At 70.6% G+C, this 18,890-nt stretch carries 16 protein-coding genes; 2 read left to right on the top strand and 14 right to left on the bottom strand.

Annotated features, from left to right (window positions below; all coding sequences use genetic code 11):
* Positions 1–47 precede the first annotated feature (47 nt).
* The 12 genes from murC to Q0D57_RS15170 all read right to left on the bottom strand — a co-directional run bounded on the left by murC (position 48) and on the right by Q0D57_RS15170 (position 14,222).
* Positions 48–1,472: a UDP-N-acetylmuramate--L-alanine ligase gene (gene murC, locus Q0D57_RS15225; protein ID WP_291045586.1), complete on the bottom strand. Its 1,425-nt coding sequence runs from the start codon at positions 1,470–1,472 to the stop codon at positions 48–50.
* 91 nt (positions 1,473–1,563) lie between these two features.
* Complete coding sequence (locus tag Q0D57_RS15220) at positions 1,564–2,655, bottom strand: UDP-N-acetylglucosamine--N-acetylmuramyl-(pentapeptide) pyrophosphoryl-undecaprenol N-acetylglucosamine transferase (RefSeq protein WP_291045584.1); 1,092 nt, start codon at positions 2,653–2,655, stop codon at positions 1,564–1,566.
* The gene (gene ftsW / locus Q0D57_RS15215) at positions 2,652–3,872 is read right to left on the bottom strand and encodes a putative lipid II flippase FtsW (protein WP_291045582.1); all 1,221 of its coding nucleotides are present in this window, start codon (positions 3,870–3,872) and stop codon (positions 2,652–2,654) included. The genes Q0D57_RS15220 and ftsW overlap by 4 nt, the downstream gene beginning before the upstream one ends.
* Positions 3,829–5,379, bottom strand: a complete 1,551-nt coding sequence (gene murD / locus Q0D57_RS15210) for a UDP-N-acetylmuramoyl-L-alanine--D-glutamate ligase (RefSeq protein WP_291045578.1) — start codon at positions 5,377–5,379, stop codon at positions 3,829–3,831. Before murD ends, ftsW begins: the two co-directional genes overlap by 44 nt.
* Positions 5,379–6,473 carry a phospho-N-acetylmuramoyl-pentapeptide-transferase gene (mraY, locus tag Q0D57_RS15205; RefSeq protein ID WP_291045576.1) on the bottom strand — a complete coding sequence of 365 codons (1,095 nt, stop codon included), beginning with the start codon at positions 6,471–6,473 and terminating at the stop codon, positions 5,379–5,381. Before mraY ends, murD begins: the two co-directional genes overlap by 1 nt.
* On the bottom strand, positions 6,470–7,948 hold the full coding sequence (murF, locus tag Q0D57_RS15200) for a UDP-N-acetylmuramoyl-tripeptide--D-alanyl-D-alanine ligase (protein ID WP_291045574.1): 1,479 nt from the start codon (positions 7,946–7,948) through the stop codon (positions 6,470–6,472). Before murF ends, mraY begins: the two co-directional genes overlap by 4 nt.
* Before the next feature lie 4 nt (positions 7,949–7,952).
* Complete coding sequence (locus Q0D57_RS15195) at positions 7,953–9,545, bottom strand: UDP-N-acetylmuramoyl-L-alanyl-D-glutamate--2,6-diaminopimelate ligase (RefSeq protein ID WP_291045572.1); 1,593 nt, start codon at positions 9,543–9,545, stop codon at positions 7,953–7,955.
* A gap of 12 nt (positions 9,546–9,557) precedes the next feature.
* On the bottom strand, positions 9,558–11,342 hold the full coding sequence (locus Q0D57_RS15190; protein ID WP_291045569.1) for a penicillin-binding protein 2: 1,785 nt from the start codon (positions 11,340–11,342) through the stop codon (positions 9,558–9,560).
* Positions 11,343–11,348: 6 nt separating this feature from the next.
* Positions 11,349–12,029 (bottom strand): hypothetical protein, encoded by a 681-nt coding sequence (locus tag Q0D57_RS15185; protein ID WP_291045567.1) that lies wholly within the window; start codon positions 12,027–12,029, stop codon positions 11,349–11,351.
* Positions 12,026–13,006 (bottom strand): 16S rRNA (cytosine(1402)-N(4))-methyltransferase RsmH, encoded by a 981-nt coding sequence (rsmH, locus tag Q0D57_RS15180; protein ID WP_291045565.1) that lies wholly within the window; start codon positions 13,004–13,006, stop codon positions 12,026–12,028. The genes Q0D57_RS15185 and rsmH overlap by 4 nt, the downstream gene beginning before the upstream one ends.
* Positions 13,007–13,143: 137 nt before the next feature.
* Positions 13,144–13,575: a division/cell wall cluster transcriptional repressor MraZ gene (gene mraZ / locus Q0D57_RS15175; protein ID WP_291045563.1), complete on the bottom strand. Its 432-nt coding sequence runs from the start codon at positions 13,573–13,575 to the stop codon at positions 13,144–13,146.
* A gap of 245 nt (positions 13,576–13,820) precedes the next feature.
* Entirely contained in the window at positions 13,821–14,222 is a 402-nt protein-coding gene (locus Q0D57_RS15170; protein ID WP_291045561.1) for a DUF3040 domain-containing protein, read from the bottom strand.
* 132 nt (positions 14,223–14,354) lie between these two features.
* Here Q0D57_RS15170 and Q0D57_RS15165 point away from each other — a divergent pair, with 132 nt between their 5' ends.
* A complete protein-coding gene (locus tag Q0D57_RS15165) occupies positions 14,355–15,407 on the top strand; it encodes a polyprenyl synthetase family protein (RefSeq protein WP_291045559.1) in 1,053 nt (350 codons plus the stop codon).
* 25 nt (positions 15,408–15,432) lie between these two features.
* Here the strand turns inward: Q0D57_RS15165 and Q0D57_RS15160 are convergent, their stop codons facing one another.
* Positions 15,433–15,768: an Rv2175c family DNA-binding protein gene (locus tag Q0D57_RS15160; RefSeq protein ID WP_366518634.1), complete on the bottom strand. Its 336-nt coding sequence runs from the start codon at positions 15,766–15,768 to the stop codon at positions 15,433–15,435.
* Between the two features lie 167 nt (positions 15,769–15,935).
* Between Q0D57_RS15160 and pknB the strand changes: the two genes are divergently transcribed.
* Positions 15,936–17,957 (top strand): Stk1 family PASTA domain-containing Ser/Thr kinase, encoded by a 2,022-nt coding sequence (gene pknB, locus Q0D57_RS15155; protein ID WP_291045588.1) that lies wholly within the window; start codon positions 15,936–15,938, stop codon positions 17,955–17,957.
* Between the two features lie 83 nt (positions 17,958–18,040).
* On the opposite strand, the gene Q0D57_RS15150 is transcribed toward pknB, so the two are convergent.
* Positions 18,041–18,890: 3-deoxy-7-phosphoheptulonate synthase (locus tag Q0D57_RS15150; protein ID WP_291045557.1), on the bottom strand; the 850-nt coding region annotated here is incomplete at its 5' end.

Below are 18,890 nucleotides of genomic sequence, written 5' to 3'. Positions count from 1 at the left end.
AGGCGGCGGGGGCGCCGCCGGGGGCGGGGTGATGCCGGGTGGTCGTTTCATCCGGCCGCGACGTCCGCCTCCGAGGCCGGACGGGTGCGCTCGAGCGAGTCGAGCAGCTGCGGGACGATGAGGTTGACGTCGCCGCAGCCGAGGGTCACCACGAAGTCGCCCGGGCGGGCCACCTCGGCGAGGTGGTCGGCGGCGCGCTGCCAGTCGTCGATGTAGGCCACGTGGTCGGGGTCGCCGAAGCGCTCGGAGACGAGGGCACCGGTGACGCCCGGGATCGGGTCCTCCCGCGCGCCGCAGACCTCGAGCACGATCGTGTAGTCGGCGGTGCGCTCGAGCGTCTCGGCGAACTCCCCCGCCATCAGCTGGGTGCGGCTGTACAGGTGCGGCTGGTGCACGGCGATGATGCGGCCCTCGCCCACGACGGTGCGCGCCGCGGTGAGGGCGGCGTTGACCTCGGTGGGGTGGTGCGCGTAGTCGTCGTAGACGCTCACGCCGCCGACGGTGCCGTGCAGCTCGAAGCGCCGGCCCGTGCCGCCGAACGCGCCCACGGCGGCGACGGCCGCGGCGGGCTCGTAGCCGAGCCCGACCAGCACGGCCACGGCACCGGCGGCGTTGAGGGCGTTGTGGTGACCGGGCACCCGCAGCTCGGCCGGGTGGTCGATGCCCTGATGCGAGATCGTGAAGCGCACGGGCCCGTCGGTCACCACCGAGTGCACGCGGAAGTCGGCGTCGGCCGCCTCGCCGAAGGTGAGCACCCGCTGGTGCGCGAGGCGGGCCGAGACGCGCAGCGCCCCGGCGTCGTCGGAGGAGATGACGACGAGCTCGGAGGATGCGTCGGCGAACCGCACGAAGGCGTCCTCCACGGCCTCGACGGAGCCGTAGTGGTCGAGGTGGTCGGGATCGACGTTCGTGATGAGCGACACGGCGGTGTCGTAGAGCAGGAACGAGCCGTCCGACTCGTCGGCCTCGACCACGAACAGCTCGCCGTCGCCGAGTGCGGAGCTCGTGCCGAGGTCGGAGATCACGCCGCCGTTCACGAAGCTCGGATCGGCGTCGAGCTCGCGCAGGGCGGTCACGATCATGCCGGTCGAGGTGGTCTTGCCGTGCGCCCCGGCCACCGCGATGAGCCGGCGGCGGTTGGTGAGCCAGGCGAGCGCCTGCGAGCGGTGCAGGATGGTGAGGCCCCGCTCCTTCGCGAGCAGGTACTCGGGGTTGTCGGGCCACAGCGCGCTCGTCACCACGAGGGTGTCGGCCTCGCCGACGTTCGCGGCGTCGTGCCCCACGGAGACGGGGATGCCGATCGCGCGGAGCTTCTCGGCCGTCTTCGAATCGCTCCGGTCCGAGCCCGTGACGGTGAGTCCGGAGGCGGCGTAGAGGCGGGCGATGCCGCTCATGCCCGCTCCGCCGATGCCCACGAAGTGCACGGCTCCGAGCGTCTCGGGAATCTCGATGTCGAGGTCGGGCTTGATCACGGGCTCACGCACTTTCGGAACGGGGACGGGTCTGTCGGGCGGATCGGGATCCGCCGCCTCCAACGTTACGCGCACCGGGAGCGGTGAGCGTTCAGGCACGCCCCGCGAGCGCTTCGTCGACGAGGGCGGCGAGCCGGGCGTCGCCGTCCGGGATGCCCGCTCCGCGCGCCGCGACCGCCATCGTCTCGATCCGGGCCGGGTCGGCCAGGATCGGCAGAACCACCTCGGCGACCTTCTGCGCGGTGAACGAGGCGTCCTCCACGAGCACGGCCCCGCCGGAGTCGAGCAGGTCGCGGGCGTTGAAGCGCTGCTCCCCGTTGCCGACCGCGTAGGGCACGAGCACCGAGGGGAGTCCGATGGCGCCGAACTCGGAGAGCGTGGAGGCTCCGGCGCGCGACACCGCGAAGGAGGCGACGGCCAGGGCGAGGTCCATCCGGTCGCAGTAGTCGAGGAAGACGTAGCCGGCGACACCGGGGTCGGCGACCTCGGCGCGGTTCCCCGCGATGTGCAGCACGTTCCAGCCGGCCCCCACGAGGGCGCCGGCGGAGCCGTGCACGGCGGCGTTGATGCGGCGCGCGCCGAGCGAGCCGCCCGTCACGAGCAGGGTCGGCCGCGCCGGGTCGAGCCCGAAGAGCTCCTGGGCCTCGCCCGCGGCCGCGGCGCGCACGGCGGGGTCGGCGAGGGCTGTCACCTCTCGGCGGAGCGGCATGCCGGTGAGCCGCGCGTGCGGGAGCTTCGTGCTCGCGAACGTCACGCCCACCCAGGGCGAGAAGCGGGCGCCGAGCCGGTTGGCGAGCCCCGGCATCGCATTGCCCTCGTGGATGACGAACGGCACGCGGGCCCTCCGTGCTCCGAGGTAGCCGGGCGCGGAGGCGTAGCCGCCGAAGCCCACCACGACGTCGACCCCGCGCTCGCGCACGATGCGCGCCACCTGGGCGATCGTTCGGCGGAGCCCGCCCGGGAAGCGCAGCGCCGCCGCGTTCGGCCGGCGCGGGAACGGCAGCTTGGGAATGGTCAGGAGCTCGTAGCCGCGCGCCGGCACCAGCCGCGCCTCGAGCCCCTCGGCGGTGCCGAGCACGAGCACGGTGCACGACGGATCGCGCCGGCGCAGCTCGTCGGCGGTCGCGAGCAGCGGGTTCACGTGGCCGGCGGTGCCGCCGCCCGCGAGGAGGTAGGTCGTCACGTGGCGTTCTCCCGCGCCACGGCGAGCACCACGCCGATGGCGGCGAGCGTCGTGAGCAGAGCGGATCCGCCGGAGGAGATGAGCGGCAACGGCACGCCGAGCACGGGGAGGACACCCAGCACCACGGCGATGTTGACGAAGGCCTGACCGATCAGCCACACCATGACGGCACCGGTCACGACACGCGAGAACATGTCGTTCGTCGAGCGGATGATACGCACGAACGCGATCGCGAGCGCCACGAAGAGGATGAGCACGACGATCGCGCCCACGAGCCCGAGCTCCTCGCCGATGATGGCGAAGATGTAGTCGTTGTCGGCCGCGGGCAGCCACGACCACTTCGCCCGGGAGTTCCCGAGACCGACGCCGAGCACCCCGCCGCTCGCGAGCGCCCACTCGCCGTGCTGCGCCTGCCAGTCGGTGCCCTCGTAGTCGGTGTTGGTGCCGGAGAGGAACGACATGATGCGCGTGGTGCGGCTCTCGCTGGAGAACGCGACGACCACGGCGATGAGCGCGGCCGCGATGATCGGGAGGAAGAGCATCCTGAGCTTGATGCCCGCGAAGAAGAGGGCGCCGAAGACGAGGCCGGCCATGATCATGACGGTTCCGAGGTCGCCGCCGACGAGCACGAGCAGGATGGCGCCGCCAGCCACCGGCAGGATGGGGATGGCCACGTGACCGAACTTGCCGAGGAGCGCTTCCTTCTTCGCCAGGATCGCTCCCATCCAGACCACGAGGGCGAGCTTCACGAGCTCGGAGGGCTGGAAGTTGACGCTGCCGATGCCGATCCAGTTGAGGTTGCCGCCCACCTCGATGCCGAGGGGGGTGAAGACGAGCAGCTGCACGCAGACGGCCACGAAGATCGCCAGCCACGCCCAGCGCTTGAAGACACGGAGGGGCAGGCGGGAGATCACGAGCATGAGCGGGATGCCGATGAGGGCGAACATGCCCTGCTTCCAGAACACCCCGAAGAAGCCCTGGCTGCCGTTGTAGGAGTCGATCGAGCTCGACGAGAGCACCATCACGAGCCCGAGCAGCACGAGGAAGAGCGTGGTGCCGAGCAGCAGGAAGTAGTTGCTCGACTCGGCGGTGAACGCCTGGCCGAGCGAGATGCGGGCGGAGTGCGCCCCGTCCGAGATGGTCCTGGCCGAGGCAGCCGTGGCCGAGGCGGCTCTAGCGGCCGGCCTGCGGGTCGGGGGCCGGGAGGTCGTCGTCACCGTCAGTGCCTCCCACGTGCTTCCGCACGGCTGCCGCGAATCGGTCTCCCCGATCCGCGTAGTCCGTGAACTGGTCCATCGAGGCCGCGGCGGGAGCCAGCAGCACCACGTCTCCGCTGGAGGCGACGGCGGCTGCGAGGGCGACCGCGTCGGCCATCACGTCACTAGTCTCAGCGTGGTCGACCTCGAACAGCGGCAGCCCGGGGGCGTGTCGCCGGATGGCGTCGCCGAGCTCCGCGCGGTCGACCCCGATCACCACGACGGCCCGCACGGGCGAACGGGCGCCGGCGAGGGAGTCGCGCACGAACGGATCGACGTCGACGCCCTTGAGGAGCCCGCCCACGATCCACACGATCGAGGGGTAGGCCTTCAGCGACGCGGCGGCGGCGTGCGGATTGGTGGCCTTGGAGTCGTCGACCCAGGTGATGCCGCCCGCCGTGACCACGTGCTCGATCCGGTGCCGGTCGAGGGTGAAGGAGGCGAGCGCCGCCCGGATGGCCTCGATCGAGACGCCGTAGGCGCGCGCGAGCGCGGCGGCGGCCAGCACGTCGGCGACCGTGTGCGGCGCGGCGAGCCCGCGGGCGGCGAGCTCGGTCACGGTCGCGATCTCGAGGGCGGAGTCGCGTCGCTCGTCGAGGAAGGCGCGGTCGACGAGGATCCCCTCGACGACACCGAAGTCGCTCGGACCGGGCACGCCGAGGCCGAAGCCGATGGCGCGCGCACCCTCGACGACCTCGGCCTCCTCGACCATGCGCATCGTCAGCTCGTCGGCCTTGTTGTAGACGCAGGCCACCTGCACGGCGTCGTAGACCCTGGCCTTGGCGGCGGCGTAGGCCTCGAACGAGCCGTGCCAGTCGATGTGGTCCTCGGCCACGTTGAGCACCACGGCCGAGTGGGCCGACATGCTCGACGTGGAGTGCAGCTGGTAGCTCGAGAGCTCCACCACGAGCACGTCGAACCCCTCGGGGTCGCGGATGGCGTCGAGCACGGGGATGCCGATGTTGCCGCACGGCGCCACCCGGTGACCGCCCGCGAGCAGCATCGAGGCCGCGAGCTGGGTGGTGGTGGTCTTGCCGTTGGTGCCCGTGACGGCGATCCATTCGGCGGGCCGCCCGGTGACCGCGTCGACCACCTTGTCGCGCACCCGCCAGGCGAGCTCCACGTCGCCCCACACCGGGATGCCGCGCTCGGCGGCCCAGAGCAGCAGCGGGTCGTCGGGGTGGTAGCCGGGCGAGACCACCAGGAGCTCGGGCTCGTGGGCCTCGAGCTCGGCGGGGATCTCCCCCGCGGGCGCCTGCACGAGCGCGGCGCCGATCACGGGCACGAGGTCGATGTACTCCTGCTTCGCCTTCTCGGCGACCACGAGCACGCGGGCACCGAGCTCGGTGAGGGTGTCGGCCACCGAGAACCCGGTCACGCCGAGGCCGAGCACCGCCACGCGGAGACCGGTCCAATCGGCGTGCCAGCTGGTGAGCGCATCCGCGCGCCCGACAGGAGCCCCGGTCATCAGCGCGACAGCCACTCGAGGTAGAATGAGCCCACGGCCCCCGCCACGAAGAGTCCGGCGATGATCCAGAACCGCACCACGATCGTGACCTCGGCCCAGCCCTTCATCTCGAAGTGGTGGTGCAGCGGGCTCGCCCGCCAGATGCGCTTGCCCTTGGTGAGCTTGAAGTAGGTCAACTGCACGGCCACCTGGCCGGCCACGATCACGAAGATGCCGCCGATCAGGATGAGCAGGAGCTCGGTGCGGGCGAGGATCGCGAGAGCGGCGAGGGCGCCGCCGAGCGCGAGCGAGCCGGTGTCGCCGAGGAAGATCTTGGCGGGGTTGGTGTTCCACCACAGGAACCCGATCAGCGCGCCCACGACGGTGGCGGCCACGACCGCGAGGTCGAGCGGATCGCGCACGTCGTAGCACTTGTCGAGCACGTCGGCGTCGAGCGTCACACTCGCGCAGGACTGGTTGAACTGCCAGAAGCCGATGATCACGAACGAGCCGATGGCGAGGATCGACGAGCCGGGCGCGAGGCCGTCGAGGCCGTCGGTGAGGTTCACGCCGTTGGAGGTCGACATGACGATCACGCAGATCCACACGACGAACGCGATCACGCCGACGACGGCGCCCCACGAGAGGAAGTCGAACGGGAGGTCGCGGATGAACGAGATCTGGGTGGAGGCCGGGGTCTCGCCCTGGGCGTTCGGGAACTGGATGGCGAGCAGCGCGAAGACCACGCCGACGATCACCTGGCCGCTGATCTTCGCCCACGGCGTGAGGCCGAGGCTGCGCTCCTTGTGCACCTTCAGGAAGTCGTCGATGAAGCCGACCACGCCGAGCCCCGTCATGAGGAAGAGCACGAGCAGGCCCGACACCGAGGGCAGCTCCTGCGTCACGAGCCCCGACACGAAGTAGCCGAAGAGCACCGCGAGGATGATGACGATGCCGCCCATGGTGGGCGTTCCGCGCTTGACGTGGTGCGCATCCGGGGTGTCGACGTTGATGAACTGGCCCCAGGCGAACCGCTTGAACATGCGGATGAAGACCGGGGTCAAAAAGAGCGTGAACGCCAGCGAGAGCGAGGCGGAGGCAAGCAGGGTGATCATGATGCCGCCCCTCCTGTCTGGTCGGGCTGGGCGATCGAGTTGGCCTCGGCGATCCGGTCGCCGAGGAAGCGCAGGCCCGCCGAGTTGGAGGACTTGACGAGGATGAGGTCGTCGGCCCGGGTGTCGGCCTCGATGAGGTCGAAGGCCTCGTCGGCGGTGTCGACGAAGATCGCCTCGCCGCCCCACGAGCCCTCGTGCTCGGCGGCGAGGTGGATGGCGCGGGCGCCCTCCCCCACCACGACCAGCTTGTGGATGTTGAACCGCACGATCATGCGCCCGATGCGGTCGTGCTCCTCGACGGAGAACGGGCCGAGCTCGCTCATCTCGCCGAGCACGGCGATCGTGCGCTGCTCGGGGCGCGCGATCAGCGCGAGGGTCTTGAGGGCGGCCGCCATGGAGTCGGGGCTCGCGTTGTAGGCGTCGTTGATCACGCGCACGCCGTCCTTGCCGCCCATGACCTCCATGCGCCAGCGCTCGGCGCGGGTCACGGTCTCGAGGGCGGCGACGATCTCGTCGATCGGCACACCGAGCACATGTGCGGAGGCCGCGGCGGCGAGGGCGTTCATGACGTGGTGCTCGCCGAGCACCGCGAAGCGCACGGGCTTCGACGAGCCGTCCGGCAGGTGCAGCACGAACGTCGTGCCCTCTGCCGTGGCGTCGATCTCGGTCGCGCGCACGGCTGCGGCGTCCGAGAGGCCGAACCAGAGCACCTCGGCGCGCGTCTTCTCCGCCATGCCGGCCACGCGCGGGTCGTCGATGTTGAGCACGGCCACGTCGCCGGGCTCCAGATCCTGCACCATCTCGGTCTTCGTGGCGAGGGTGGTCTCGATGCCACCGAACTCGCCGGCGTGGGCGAGTCCCACGGTGAGCACGACGCCCACATCGGGCTTGGCCATGCGGATGAGGCGGGTGATCTCGCCCTTGCCGCTCGCGCCCATCTCGGCCACGAGGAACCGGGTCCTGGCCGTGAGCTTGAGCATCGTGAGCGGGGCGCCGACCTCGTTGTTGAACGAGTCGCGCGGCGCGACGGTCTCGCCCACGCGCTCGAGCACGGCGCGCAGGAGGTTCTTCGTGGTGGTCTTGCCGTTGGATCCGGTGATCCCCACGATCTTCAGGTCTCCGGATGCGCGGACGCGTGCGACGACCTCGGTCGCGAAGGCGCCGAGCGCGAGCACGGAGTCGGCGACGACCACCTGCGGCACGGCGAGAGCCTGTCCCTCGGCGGCGGCGAAGGCGTGCTCGACCACCACGAGCGCGGCGCCGGCGGCCACGGCCGCCTCGACGAACCGGTGCCCGTCGTCGAACTCGCCGCGTTTGGCCACGAAGACGTCGCCCGTGCCGACGAGGCGGGAGTCGGTGTCGACCGTGCCGTTCACCACGGTCCCGGGTGTCCAGCCGGCGCGCGCGGCATCGTCGGTGATCACGAGTTCGCCCTGGAGGGCCTCGGCGATCTCGGTCAGTGTGAGGTCGAGCATGTCGTCAGAGCCATCCGTGTTCGTGCAGCGCATTGCGCGCGTCGTCGCGGGCGGAATACGGGATCCGCTCCCCCGCGACCTCGTGGTAGTCCTCGTGGCCGGGTCCGGCGTAGAGGATGACGTCGCCCTCGCCGGCGATCGTGAGGGCGTGCCGGAAGGCCGCTCGGGGATCCGGCACCTCGTGCACCTCGCGCTCGGGCACGGCGGCCTTCGCGGCGTCGACGAGCACGCGGCGGATCGAGGCCGCGTCCTCGTAGCGAGGGTGGAAATCGGTGATCACGACGGCGTCGGCCAGGCGGGCGGCGATCGCGCCCATGTCCTCGCGCTTGGAGGGGTCGCGGTCGCCGTCGGCGCCGAACACCATGACGATCCGGCCCTCCGCCACCCGGCGGAGCGCCTCGAGGGCCGAGACGAACGCGTCGGGGGTGTGGCCGTAGTCGATGTAGACGATGGGGCCGCGGTCGCCGGAGACCTTCTCGGTGCGGCCCGGGATGTAGACGTCGATGCCCGGGGTGCGCTCGAGGTCGAGATCGCGGTCGTCGCCGTCGTAGGGCTCGTTGAGGGCGTGCGCGATGGCGTCGAGGTCGAAGCCCGACTCCACCAGCATCACGATCGCGAGGGCGGCGTTGGCGGCCATGTAGCTGCCGACCAGCGGCACCGAGGTCGTGAGCTCGCGGTGGTCGGGACCGCGCAGGGTGAAGGTCGTGCGGTCGAGGGTCTCCTCGTCGATCACGAGGTTCCACTCGGTGTCGGTGCCCTCCGCCGTGGCGGCGGTGCTGATCGTCGTGAGCGGGATTCGGGACTCCTCGACGAGCCGGGTGCCCCAGCCGCCGTCGACGATCACGACGCCGCGCTTGGCCCGATCGGGCTGGAAGAGCTCGCGCTTGGCCGCGAAGTAGACGTCCATCGTCTCGTAGTCGTCGAGGTGGTCGTGGCTGAGGTTGGTGAAGCCCACGACGTCGAAGACGATGCCGTCGACGCGGTGCTGGGTGATGGCCTGGGCCGAGACCTCGAGCACGACCGAGCGCACGTCGGCCTCGCGCATGCGGGCGAGCATCGCGTGGATCTCGGTGGCCTCGGGCGTCGTGAGCTTCGCCACGATCGTCTCGTCGCCGATCCGGCGCTCGGCCGTGGTGCTGAGGCCCGCCACGATGCCGAGCTGGCGGAGGATGGCCTCGAGCAGGTAGGCCACGCTCGTCTTGCCGTTGGTGCCCGTGACGCCGAACATCGTGGGCGGATCCTCCCGCGTGCGGTGGATCCAGGCGGCGACCTCGCCGAGGGCGAGGCGCGGGTCGGGTGTGACGATGATGGGCAGGCCCGAGTCGAGGGCGATCTCGGCGCCCTCGTCGTCGGTGAGCACGGCGACGGCCCCGGCGTCGCGCGCCGCGGCGGCGAACGAGGCGCCGTGGAAGCGGGCGCCCTTCAGCCCCACGTAGAGGTCGCCCGGCACGACGTCCTTCGACGAGAGGGTGATCCCGCTGACGACGTCGGCCACGGGAGCACCGCGGTGCGCGAAGCCGAACTCCTCGACCAGGTGCGGGAGCGATCGCGCGATCGGATGCTCCGGTCTGAGTGCCGAAGAGCCGCGATCAGCCACTGGACTCCTTGCTCAAAACGTGGTCGGCATCTCTGGTGCGGGCACCGTGGACGGCAGAACCCGGTTCTGCTTCAGGACCTGCGACATGATCTTCTGGAAGACCGGCGCAGCGGCCAGAGCCGAGTCAATGGTAACGGGCTTCGCGATCGACACCGAAACGACGTACTGCGGGTCCTCCGCCGGAGCGAGTCCGGCGACCGACGTGATGTAGCTCGAGCTGTAGGCTCCGCTGCCGTCGCTCATCTGCGCGGTACCGGTCTTCGCGGCCACCCGGTAGCCCGGGATCTCGAGGCTCGTCTTGGCGTAGCCGCCCGTGACGACCGTCTCGAGCATGTTCACGACATCCGTGGCCACCGCATCCGGGACGATCTGCTCGCCCGTTGGCTCCACCGTGTCGGTCATGGTGCCGTCGGCCTGGCGGCAGCCCTCCACGAGCTGCACGGGCAGGCGCACGCCGTGGTTGCCGAGCGTCTGGTAGAGGCTCGCGATCTGCACGGCCGTCGTCGACACGCCCTGGCCGAACGTCGTGGTGAGGTTCGTCTGGTCGTCCCACTCCTCCCACGGGGCGAGGATGCCGCCGGACTCGGCCGGGAAGCCGACCTCGCTCGGGGAGGTCATGTGGAACTTCTCCATGTAGTCGTAGCGCTGCTCGGAGCTCAGCAGCTCGCCGAGCATCGCGGTGCCGGTGTTGGAGGACTCCTGCATGACCCCGGCGAAGGTGAGGTTGAGCGGATCGGCGTGGAAGGAGCTGTCGCGGGTCGAGGCCCCGTTGGCGTCGGTGTAGATGTAGGGCGCCACGACCTGGGTCTGCGTGGTGGCGAGCCCCGCATCGAGCACCGAGGCGGCGGTGAGGGCCTTGAAGGTCGAGCCGGGCTCGAAGGGCGCCTGGAACGCCTTCGACCCGCGATCCGACTCCGCCGTCGCGTCGACGTTGTTGGGGTCGACGCTCGGGTAGTCGGCCACGGCCAGGAGCTTGCCCGTCTTGACCTCCGAGACCACCACGGTGCCCCACTCGGCACCCACCTCGGTGATGCGGTCGAGGAGGGTCTGCTGGGCGAAGAACTGCAGGTCGCTGTCGATCGTGAGCACGGCGGTGCCGCCCGGCTTCGCCTCGACCGCGGTCTCGGTGGTGCCCGGGATGGCGACGCCGTCGGCGCCGCGCTCGTAGGTCTCGAGGCCGTCGGTGCCCACGAGGCACTCGTTGTCGAGCTGCTCGACCCCCGCGAGTCCCTCGAGGCCGTTCTCGCCCGGCGCACCCGTGAAGCCCACCACGCTGCCGCCCACGGCGCCGTTGGGGTAGGTGCGCACGGGGTTCGACTCGTAGTAGAGCCACGGGATGCCGAGATCGCGGATGGCACGGAACGCGTCGACGTCGATGCCCTGGGTCACGTAGGCGAAGTTCGACGACGGGTCAGCCGTGAGCGCCCCGTAGACGGCCTCTGGCGTCTGCCCCGTGATCGCGGCGATCTCGGCGGCGGCCTGGGTGGGGGTGACGTCGACGGTCTTGCCGTCGGCCCCCGTGCGCTCGAAGTCGGTCACCGAGCGCGGCGACGCCGTGACGTCGTAGCGGAGGACGGTGGTGGCGAGCACGGTGCCGTCGTTGTCGACGATGTCACCGCGGAGGCCGTAGATCGGGTTCTGCATCGACAGCTTGTCGAGCGAGGCCGCGTTCAGGGTGTCGGCCTGCACGATCTGGATGGACACCAGGCGCACGATGAAGACGATCACCACGGCCGCCACGAGGGCGACCGCGAAGGCCGCGCGGCGACGGGTGCTGCGGGAGACGGCGGCGGTCACGAGGCGCTAGCGCGTGGTCGGGGAGGGCAGTGCACCCTGCCACGGTACGTCGGCGGACTGCGGGGCTGCGGGAGGCGCGCTCGCGACCTCCGAAGTCGGCTGCGCTGCGGTCGGCGCTGCGGCAGCGGCAGCGGCGGCAGCAGCAGCAGCAGCAGCAGCGTCGGCAGCGGCCGCGTCGGCCGGGGTGAGCAGGGAGTTCGGGATCTCGGAGCCGCCGATGGCGCTCGCGCCCGCCGCGGCGGGCGAGCCGAGCACGGCGCCGTCGCTCAGCCGGAGGTACACCGGCGTGCTGTTGGCGACCATGCCGAGCGCCGCGGCGCTCGCGGCGAGGTTCTGGGGCGAGGAGAGCGTGTCGAACTGCTCGGAGAGCACCTGGTTGGTGCGGTCGAGCTCCTTCTGCTGCTGCTGCAGCGACGAGATCTCGTAGGCGCCGTCGGAGAGGCCGACGGAGAGCAGGAGCTGGGTCACGACGATCGCGAGCACGCCCGTCACCACGACCGCGGCGTACGCGATCTTCGGCCGCGCCCGCTTCTGCGAGCGGCTCGGGACGATCTCGATCCGCGGAGCGACCGGGAGGTCGTGCCCGGGGAGAAGGCCCGGCAGGGCATCGGCGGAGGCCGACTGCAGAGCGTTCGCTCCGAGGGTGGGGCGGGGGCGCGCCATGTAGGCGCCGGCCGTGGTGGTCACGCGATGCTCCTGATCTTCTCGGCGGCGCGCAGGCGCACGGGGATGGCACGGGGGTTGCGCTCGCGCTCGGCCTCGTCGGCGAGCTCTGCGCCGCGAACGAGGAGCTTGAGCTCCGGCCTGTGCTCGGGCAGTTCGACCGGGAGGCCGCGGGGAGCGGTGGAGACGGCGCGCTTCTGCAGTTCGCGCTTGACGATCCGGTCTTCGAGCGACTGGAAGGCGAGCACGACGATGCGGCCGCCCACGACGAGCGCGTCGATGGCCTTGGGCAGGGCGTCCTCGAGCACGCTCAGCTCGGCGTTGACCTCGATCCTGAGCGCCTGGAACACGCGCTTGGCGGGGTGGCCCTGGTTCGAGAACTTCGCGGGGGTCGCAGCCTGGATGACGTCGACCAGGTGACCGGAGCGGATGATCGGTCCCGCGTTCCTGGCCTCGACGATCTTCCGCGCATAGCGGTCGGCGAGCTTCTCCTCGCCGTAGTCGCGGAAGATGCGGCGGAGGTCGGCCTCGGAGTAGGTGGCGATGATCTCGGCGGCCGTGAACTCGGCCGTGTCGTCCATCCGCATGTCGAGGGGCGCGTCCTTGGAGTAGGAGAACCCGCGGTCGACCTCGTCGAGCTGCATCGACGAGACGCCGAGGTCGAAGAGGATCCCGTCGACGCCGTCGATGCCGAGGCCTTCGAGGGCCTCGTCGATCTCGTCGTAGACGCAGTGCACGAGGTCGATGCGGCTCTCGAACCGCTCGAGGCGCTGCCCGGCGAGCCGGAGCGCGTTGGGGTCGCGGTCGAGGCCCACGAGGTGGAGCTCGGGGAAGGCATCGAGGAAGGCCTCGGAGTGGCCGCCGAGGCCGAGCGTGCAGTCGACGAGCACGGCGCCCGGCCGCCCGAGGGCGGGGCCGAGCAGCTCGAGGCTGCGCTCGAGCAGCACGGAGGTGTGGCGATCGGCGGGTGTCTTGTCGGCTGGTGTCTTGTCATCTGCCATGAGCATCCGGATCCGGTTCGCAGCCCCTGATCCCCATCCATTCCGACCTGGCACCGGGGAAGTGTGTCAGGGCGTTCGACCTGGCACCGGGGAAGTGTGCCAGGGCGGATGAACGGCTGGGAGTCAGGGGCTGCGACTCAGAAGAGTCCGGGGATCACCTCCTCGTCGGTCTCGGAGAAGGCCGCCTCCTGGGCGGCGAGGTAGGCGTTCCACGCCTCGGCGTCCCAGATCTCGGCGCGGCTGCCCGCACCGATCACCACGAGGTCGCGGTCGAGCTTGGCGTAGCCGCGGAGGGCGGCGGGAATGGTGACCCGGTGCTGCTTGTCGGGCGTCTCGGCGCTCGCTCCGGAGAGGAACACGCGGAGATAGTCGCGGGCCTGCTTGCTCGTGACGGGTGCCTGCCGGATCTTCTCGTGCAGGTCTTCGAACTCGCGGGTGGAGAACACGTAGAGGCAGTTCTCCTGGCCGCGCGTGATCACGACGCCGCCGGCGAGCTCGTCACGGAACTTGGCCGGGAGGATGATGCGCCCCTTGTCGTCGAGCTTGGGTTCGTAGGTGCCAAGGAACATCCACCTCCCTCACTCTCCGGCCAGATTCGTGGGCAATGCCTCCACTTTACTCCACTACGCACCACAAATTCATGCATTGGATGCTGATGACACGCAAAAAACCCCCCGCAGCCGCAGAATTCCGCGGATGTGAGGGGTGGAGGGAAATGGAGCGATCTGGGCGCCCCGGGAGCGTTTCCGAGCATGAAAAAAGACCGGCCCGTGGGCCGGTCTTCTTTCGGGGAGCGGAGTGGAGGGCTCGGGAGCTACTGGCCCCGGTCGTCGTCCCGTCGCTCCCAGCGGTCGTTGAGGCGATCCATGAAGCCCGACTTCGAGCTCGACGCGGTGCCGCGGCCGGAACCCGCCGGGCTGCCGGTGGAGGGCGGGGAGACGGGGCTGCCGGCCGCGCGCTTGGAGCGGCGGAGGGCGATCAGCACCCCCGCGAACATCGCCACGAAGCCCACCAGGCCGATCAGCGGTTGGCGGAAGATGACGCCTGCGATGACGACACCGAGGCCGAGGATGGCCACCAGGATGCCCACCACGAGGGCACCGTAGTTCAACCGTCCACGACCACCGCTGACCGCCGACACGAAGTCGGCGTCGTTGTGGTAGAGACTGCGCTCCATCTCATCGAGGAGTCTCTGTTCTTGCTCCGAAAGCGGCATCCTTGTTTCACCTCAGGCTCTGGACCGGCGCGACACTGCCGATTGTAGTGCGCGCAGTCTAGCTAGGCTAGGCGAGTGATGGAAAGCCCGCGCCTAGTCAAACTCGTCGACACTCGGATCAATGAATTCCTCGTGTCGCGTGATTCCATTCTCCGGCGCATCGCCCCCGAGCTGTCACCGTTCGCGACGTTCTCGCGGGATCTTCTCAGCGGCGGCAAGAGGTTCCGCGCGCAGTTCTGCTACTGGGGCTGGCGAGCGGTCTCACCGGCGAACTCCGCCTCGGCCGTGCCACGCGAGAGCGAGCTCGACGCGCTCGTCGATCTGTGCGCCGGCCTCGAGCTCTTCCACGCCGCCGCGCTCGTGCACGACGACATCATCGACAACTCCGACACCCGTCGCGGGCTCCCCGCCGCGCACAAGCGCTTCGAGTCGCTGCACGCCGACGAGAACTGGCACGGGCCCGCCCGGAGCTTCGGCGAGGGCAGCGCCATCCTCCTCGGCGACCTCCTCCTCGCGTGGAGCGACGAGCTCATCTCCCGCGCCGTGCTCGGCGCGCCCGCGCTCGACGCCCTGCTCGGCACCCGGGAGGCCGTCGACATGATGCGCACCGAGGTGACCCTCGGTCAGTACCTCGACCTCATGGAGGAGCGGGCCTGGGCCGGCCTCGACTTCGAGCAGGCGCTCGAGCACGCCGAGCGCGTGATCGTCTACAAGTCGGCCAAGTACAGCGTGGAGGCGCCGCTCGTGATCGGGGCCTCGCTGCGGGGCGCCGGCGTCGACCAGCTCGATGCCCTCCGCCGCTTCGGCCTCCCGCTCGGGATCGCCTTCCAGCTGCGCGACGACGTGCTCGGCGTGTTCGGCGACGCGGCGCGCACGGGCAAGCCCTCGGGCGACGACCTGCGCGAGGGCAAGCGCACCGTGCTGGTCGCTCTCACCCGTGCCCGCCTCGATCCCTCGTCGCGGCGCATCTTCGACGAGCTGCTCGGCGATCCGGAGCTCGGAGACGAGCAGATCCGCATGATGCAGCAGACGATGGTCGAGACCGGAGCCGTCACCGAGGTCGAGCTCATGATCGCCGACCGGGTGCGCACGGCGCTCTCGGAGCTCGAGCGCGCGCCCCTCGGCGACACGGCGCGGGTGGAGCTCTCCTCACTCGCCCGCACCATCACGAACCGCGAGAGCTAGAGCTGAGCCAGAGCCAGAGCCGGAGCTAGAGCGCCTGGGCGATCCGCCGCACCTCGGCCTTGCGGCCGGCCAGGAGCGCCTCGATGGGCGACGTGTCGAGCAGGTCGTTCGGCGTCAGCATCCACTCGACGATCTCGTCATCCGTGAACCGCAGGTCGGACAGCAGGATGATGGTGCCGCGGAGCTCGGTGAGCGGCTCACCGTCGCGCAGGAACACGGCGGGCACCGACAGCACGCCGTCGCGGCGGGTGGCGGCCAGGTGCCTGTCCTCGATGAGGCGGCGAACCTTCGCCGGGGTGAGGCCGAGCATGTCGACGAGGTCGGGAACGGTCAGCCATTCGGTGGCGGGCAGATCAGTCACGCATACAGAGTGCCACGCTTCCGCACCGTCGGTCGACCGGTGCACGGGGCTTCCGCCCCGAAAAGAGGAATTCCCGTGAACTCCGCCCCCTCGCGCAGTGTCTATGCGGGGAAGTGGATGGCCCGCTCCCTAGACTCGTGGGTGTGACCAGCGCGCCTCCCGACCCCATGATCGGCCGTCTCATCGACGGCCGCTATCAGGTGCGGTCGCGCGTCGCCCGCGGCGGCATGGCGACCGTCTACCTCGCCACCGACCTGCGGCTCGAGCGACAGGTCGCGATCAAGATCATGCACGGCCACCTCGCCGACGACGCCGCCTTCAAGGAGCGCTTCGTGCAGGAGGCCCGCTCGGCGGCCCGCCTCGCGCATCCGAACGTCGTCAACGTCTTCGACCAGGGCCAGGACGCCGAGATCGCCTACCTCGTGATGGAGTACCTGCCGGGCGTCACCCTCCGCGACCTCCTGAAGGACTACGGCAAGCTCACCACCGAGCAGACCGTCGACGTGATGGATGCGGTGCTCGGCGGGCTCGCCGCCGCGCACAAGGCGGGCATCGTGCACCGCGACCTCAAGCCCGAGAACGTGCTGCTGGCCGACGACGGGCGCATCAAGATCAGCGACTTCGGGCTCGCCAGGGCCGTCTCGGCCAACACCGCGACCGGCCAGGCCCTGCTCGGCACCATCGCCTACCTCTCCCCCGAGCTCCTCACCCGGGGAACGGCGGATGCGCGGAGCGACATCTACGCCGCCGGCATCATGCTCTACGAGATGCTCGTGGGCGCTCAGCCCTACGTGGGCGAGCAGCCCATGGCCATCGCGTTCCAGCACGCCAACGACCAGATGCCCACGCCGAGCCACGCCAACCCGGAGGTGCCCGAGCAGCTCGACGACCTCGTGCTCTGGGCCACGGCGAAGGATCCGGACGAGCGGCCCACCGACGCCCGCGAGATGCTCGAGCGCCTGCGCACCGCCGAGCACGAGCTCGTGGGCAAGCGCGCCAAGAACCCCGCCACCTCGCGCACTGTCGTGCTGCCGGCCGACAGCTTCGACGCCGACCTCGACCACGCCCAGACCCAGGTGCTCGAGGAGCGCCGGCGCACGGGCTCGATGTCGGCCGTCAACCAGGGCTCCCCCACGCCCTCGACCACGGTCTATGGATCGGCGGCCGGCCTGCCGCCCGCCCCTCCCGGCGCCCGTGGGCCCGTGGGGGCCGTCGGCCCCTCCGCCCCCGGCCCGCACGGATCGGCGGCCGCCACCCAGGCGAAGCTCGCGCAGAAGGCGTCGACGAGGCGCAAGCGCGGGTTCTGGATCCTCGGCATCGTGGTCGTGATCGCCGCCCTCCTCGGTGGCACCGGCTGGTACTTCGGCGCCGGTCCCGGTGCCATGACCTCGGTGCCCGACGTCGCGGCCATGGCGCCGGACGACGCTGTCGCCACCCTCGCGGCCCTCGACCTCGAGGCCTCGAAGGTCGACACCGCGAACCTCGACGTGCCCGCCGGATCCGTGATCGGCACCGATCCCCCGGCCGGCAGCTCGGTGCGGAACGGCTCCGCCATCTCCGTGCTCGTCTCGATCGGCCCCGCCATGCTGCCCGTGCCGGCGATCGCCGGACTCGACGAGGCGGCGGCCCAGGCCGCCGTCACCGATGCGGGCTTCACTATGGGGACGATCACGAGGTACTTCAGCGATGAGGCGGAGGCTGGCATCGTGCTGGTCGCCGCGGGCGCCGACGGGACTGCCCTCGGGGCCGAGTACGGCGAGCGTCAGCCCGTCAACCTCGACGTCTCGCTCGGCTCGGTGCCCGGCGTCATCGGGCAGACCCTCGACGAGGCGAAGGCGACCCTTGCGGCGGTCGGCCTCGTGGGTGTCGACGGCTCGCAGGACTTCAACGACGAGTACCCCGAGGGCCAGGTCTACGACGCCGTCCTGCCGGAGGGGCCGATCGTCGAGGGCGACAGCGTCACGCTCAACGTCTCGCGCGGGCCGGAGCCCGTGACGGTGCCGAGCGACCTCAACGGCAAGCTCTGGAGCGAGGTCAAGCCCGTGCTCGTCGACCTCGGCTTCTCACTGCAGTACAACGCGGTCGCCGACGCCTTCCCCGACACCTTCCGCGTGAGCGCGACAGACCCCGAGGCCGGAGCCTCCGTCCCCCGCGGCTCCTCCATCACCATCAGCTTCAGCGTCTTCTAGCCGCCCTCTCCCGAGTGGTCAGAAAAGGCCCCAAGATCGAGATCTTGGGGCCTTTTCTGACCACTCGTGGGAGAGGGGTGGGCTTAGGGGCGACCGCCACTGGTGGCGACGAGCTCCTCGGCCACGAGGAACGCGAGCTCGAGCGACTGCATGTGGTTCAGGCGCGGGTCGCAGAGGCTCTCGTAGCGGGTGGCGAGGGTGGCCTCGTCGATGTGCTCCGAGCCGCCGAGGCACTCGGTCACGTCGTCGCCCGTGAGCTCCACGTGGATGCCGCCCGGGTGCGTTCCCGCGGCCCGGTGCGCCTCGAAGAAGCCCTTCACCTCGTCGACCACGTCGTCGAAACGACGGGTCTTGTAGCCGGTCGGCGTGGTGAGGCCGTTGCCGTGCATCGGGTCGGTGACCCACAGGGGCAGTGCGTCGCTGGCCTTGATGGCCTCGAGCAGCGGCGGCAGCGCATCCCGGATCTTGCCCGCGCCCATGCGCGTGATGAAGGTCAGGCGACCCGGCTCACGGTCGGGGTCGAGCTTGTCGATGAGGCGCAGCATGTCGTCGGCCGAGGTGGTGGGGCCGAGCTTCACGCCGATCGGGTTGCGCACCCGAGAGAGGAAGTCGACGTGCGCACCGTCGAGGTCGCGCGTGCGCTCCCCGATCCACACGAAGTGGCTCGAGGTGTTGTACGGCGTGCCCGTGCGCGAGTCGATCCGGGTCATGGGGCGCTCGTAGTCGAACAGGAGCGCCTCGTGGCTGGTGTAGAACTCGGTGCGCTTGAGCGCCTCGAAGTCGGCGCCGCACGCCACCATGAACTTCACCGCGCGGTCGATCTCGCCGGCCAGCTGCTCGTAGCGCACGTTGGCGGGGTTCGAGGTGAACCCCTTGTTCCAGGTGTGCACCTGGCGGAGGTCGGCGAAGCCGCCCTGGGTGAAGGCGCGGATG

It is taken from the genome of Herbiconiux sp. (assembly GCF_023264895.1).
Taxonomy (GTDB): domain Bacteria; phylum Actinomycetota; class Actinomycetes; order Actinomycetales; family Microbacteriaceae; genus Herbiconiux.
Note: the sequence above shows the minus strand (reverse complement) of the source record. Positions and strands in the feature narration are given on the sequence as shown.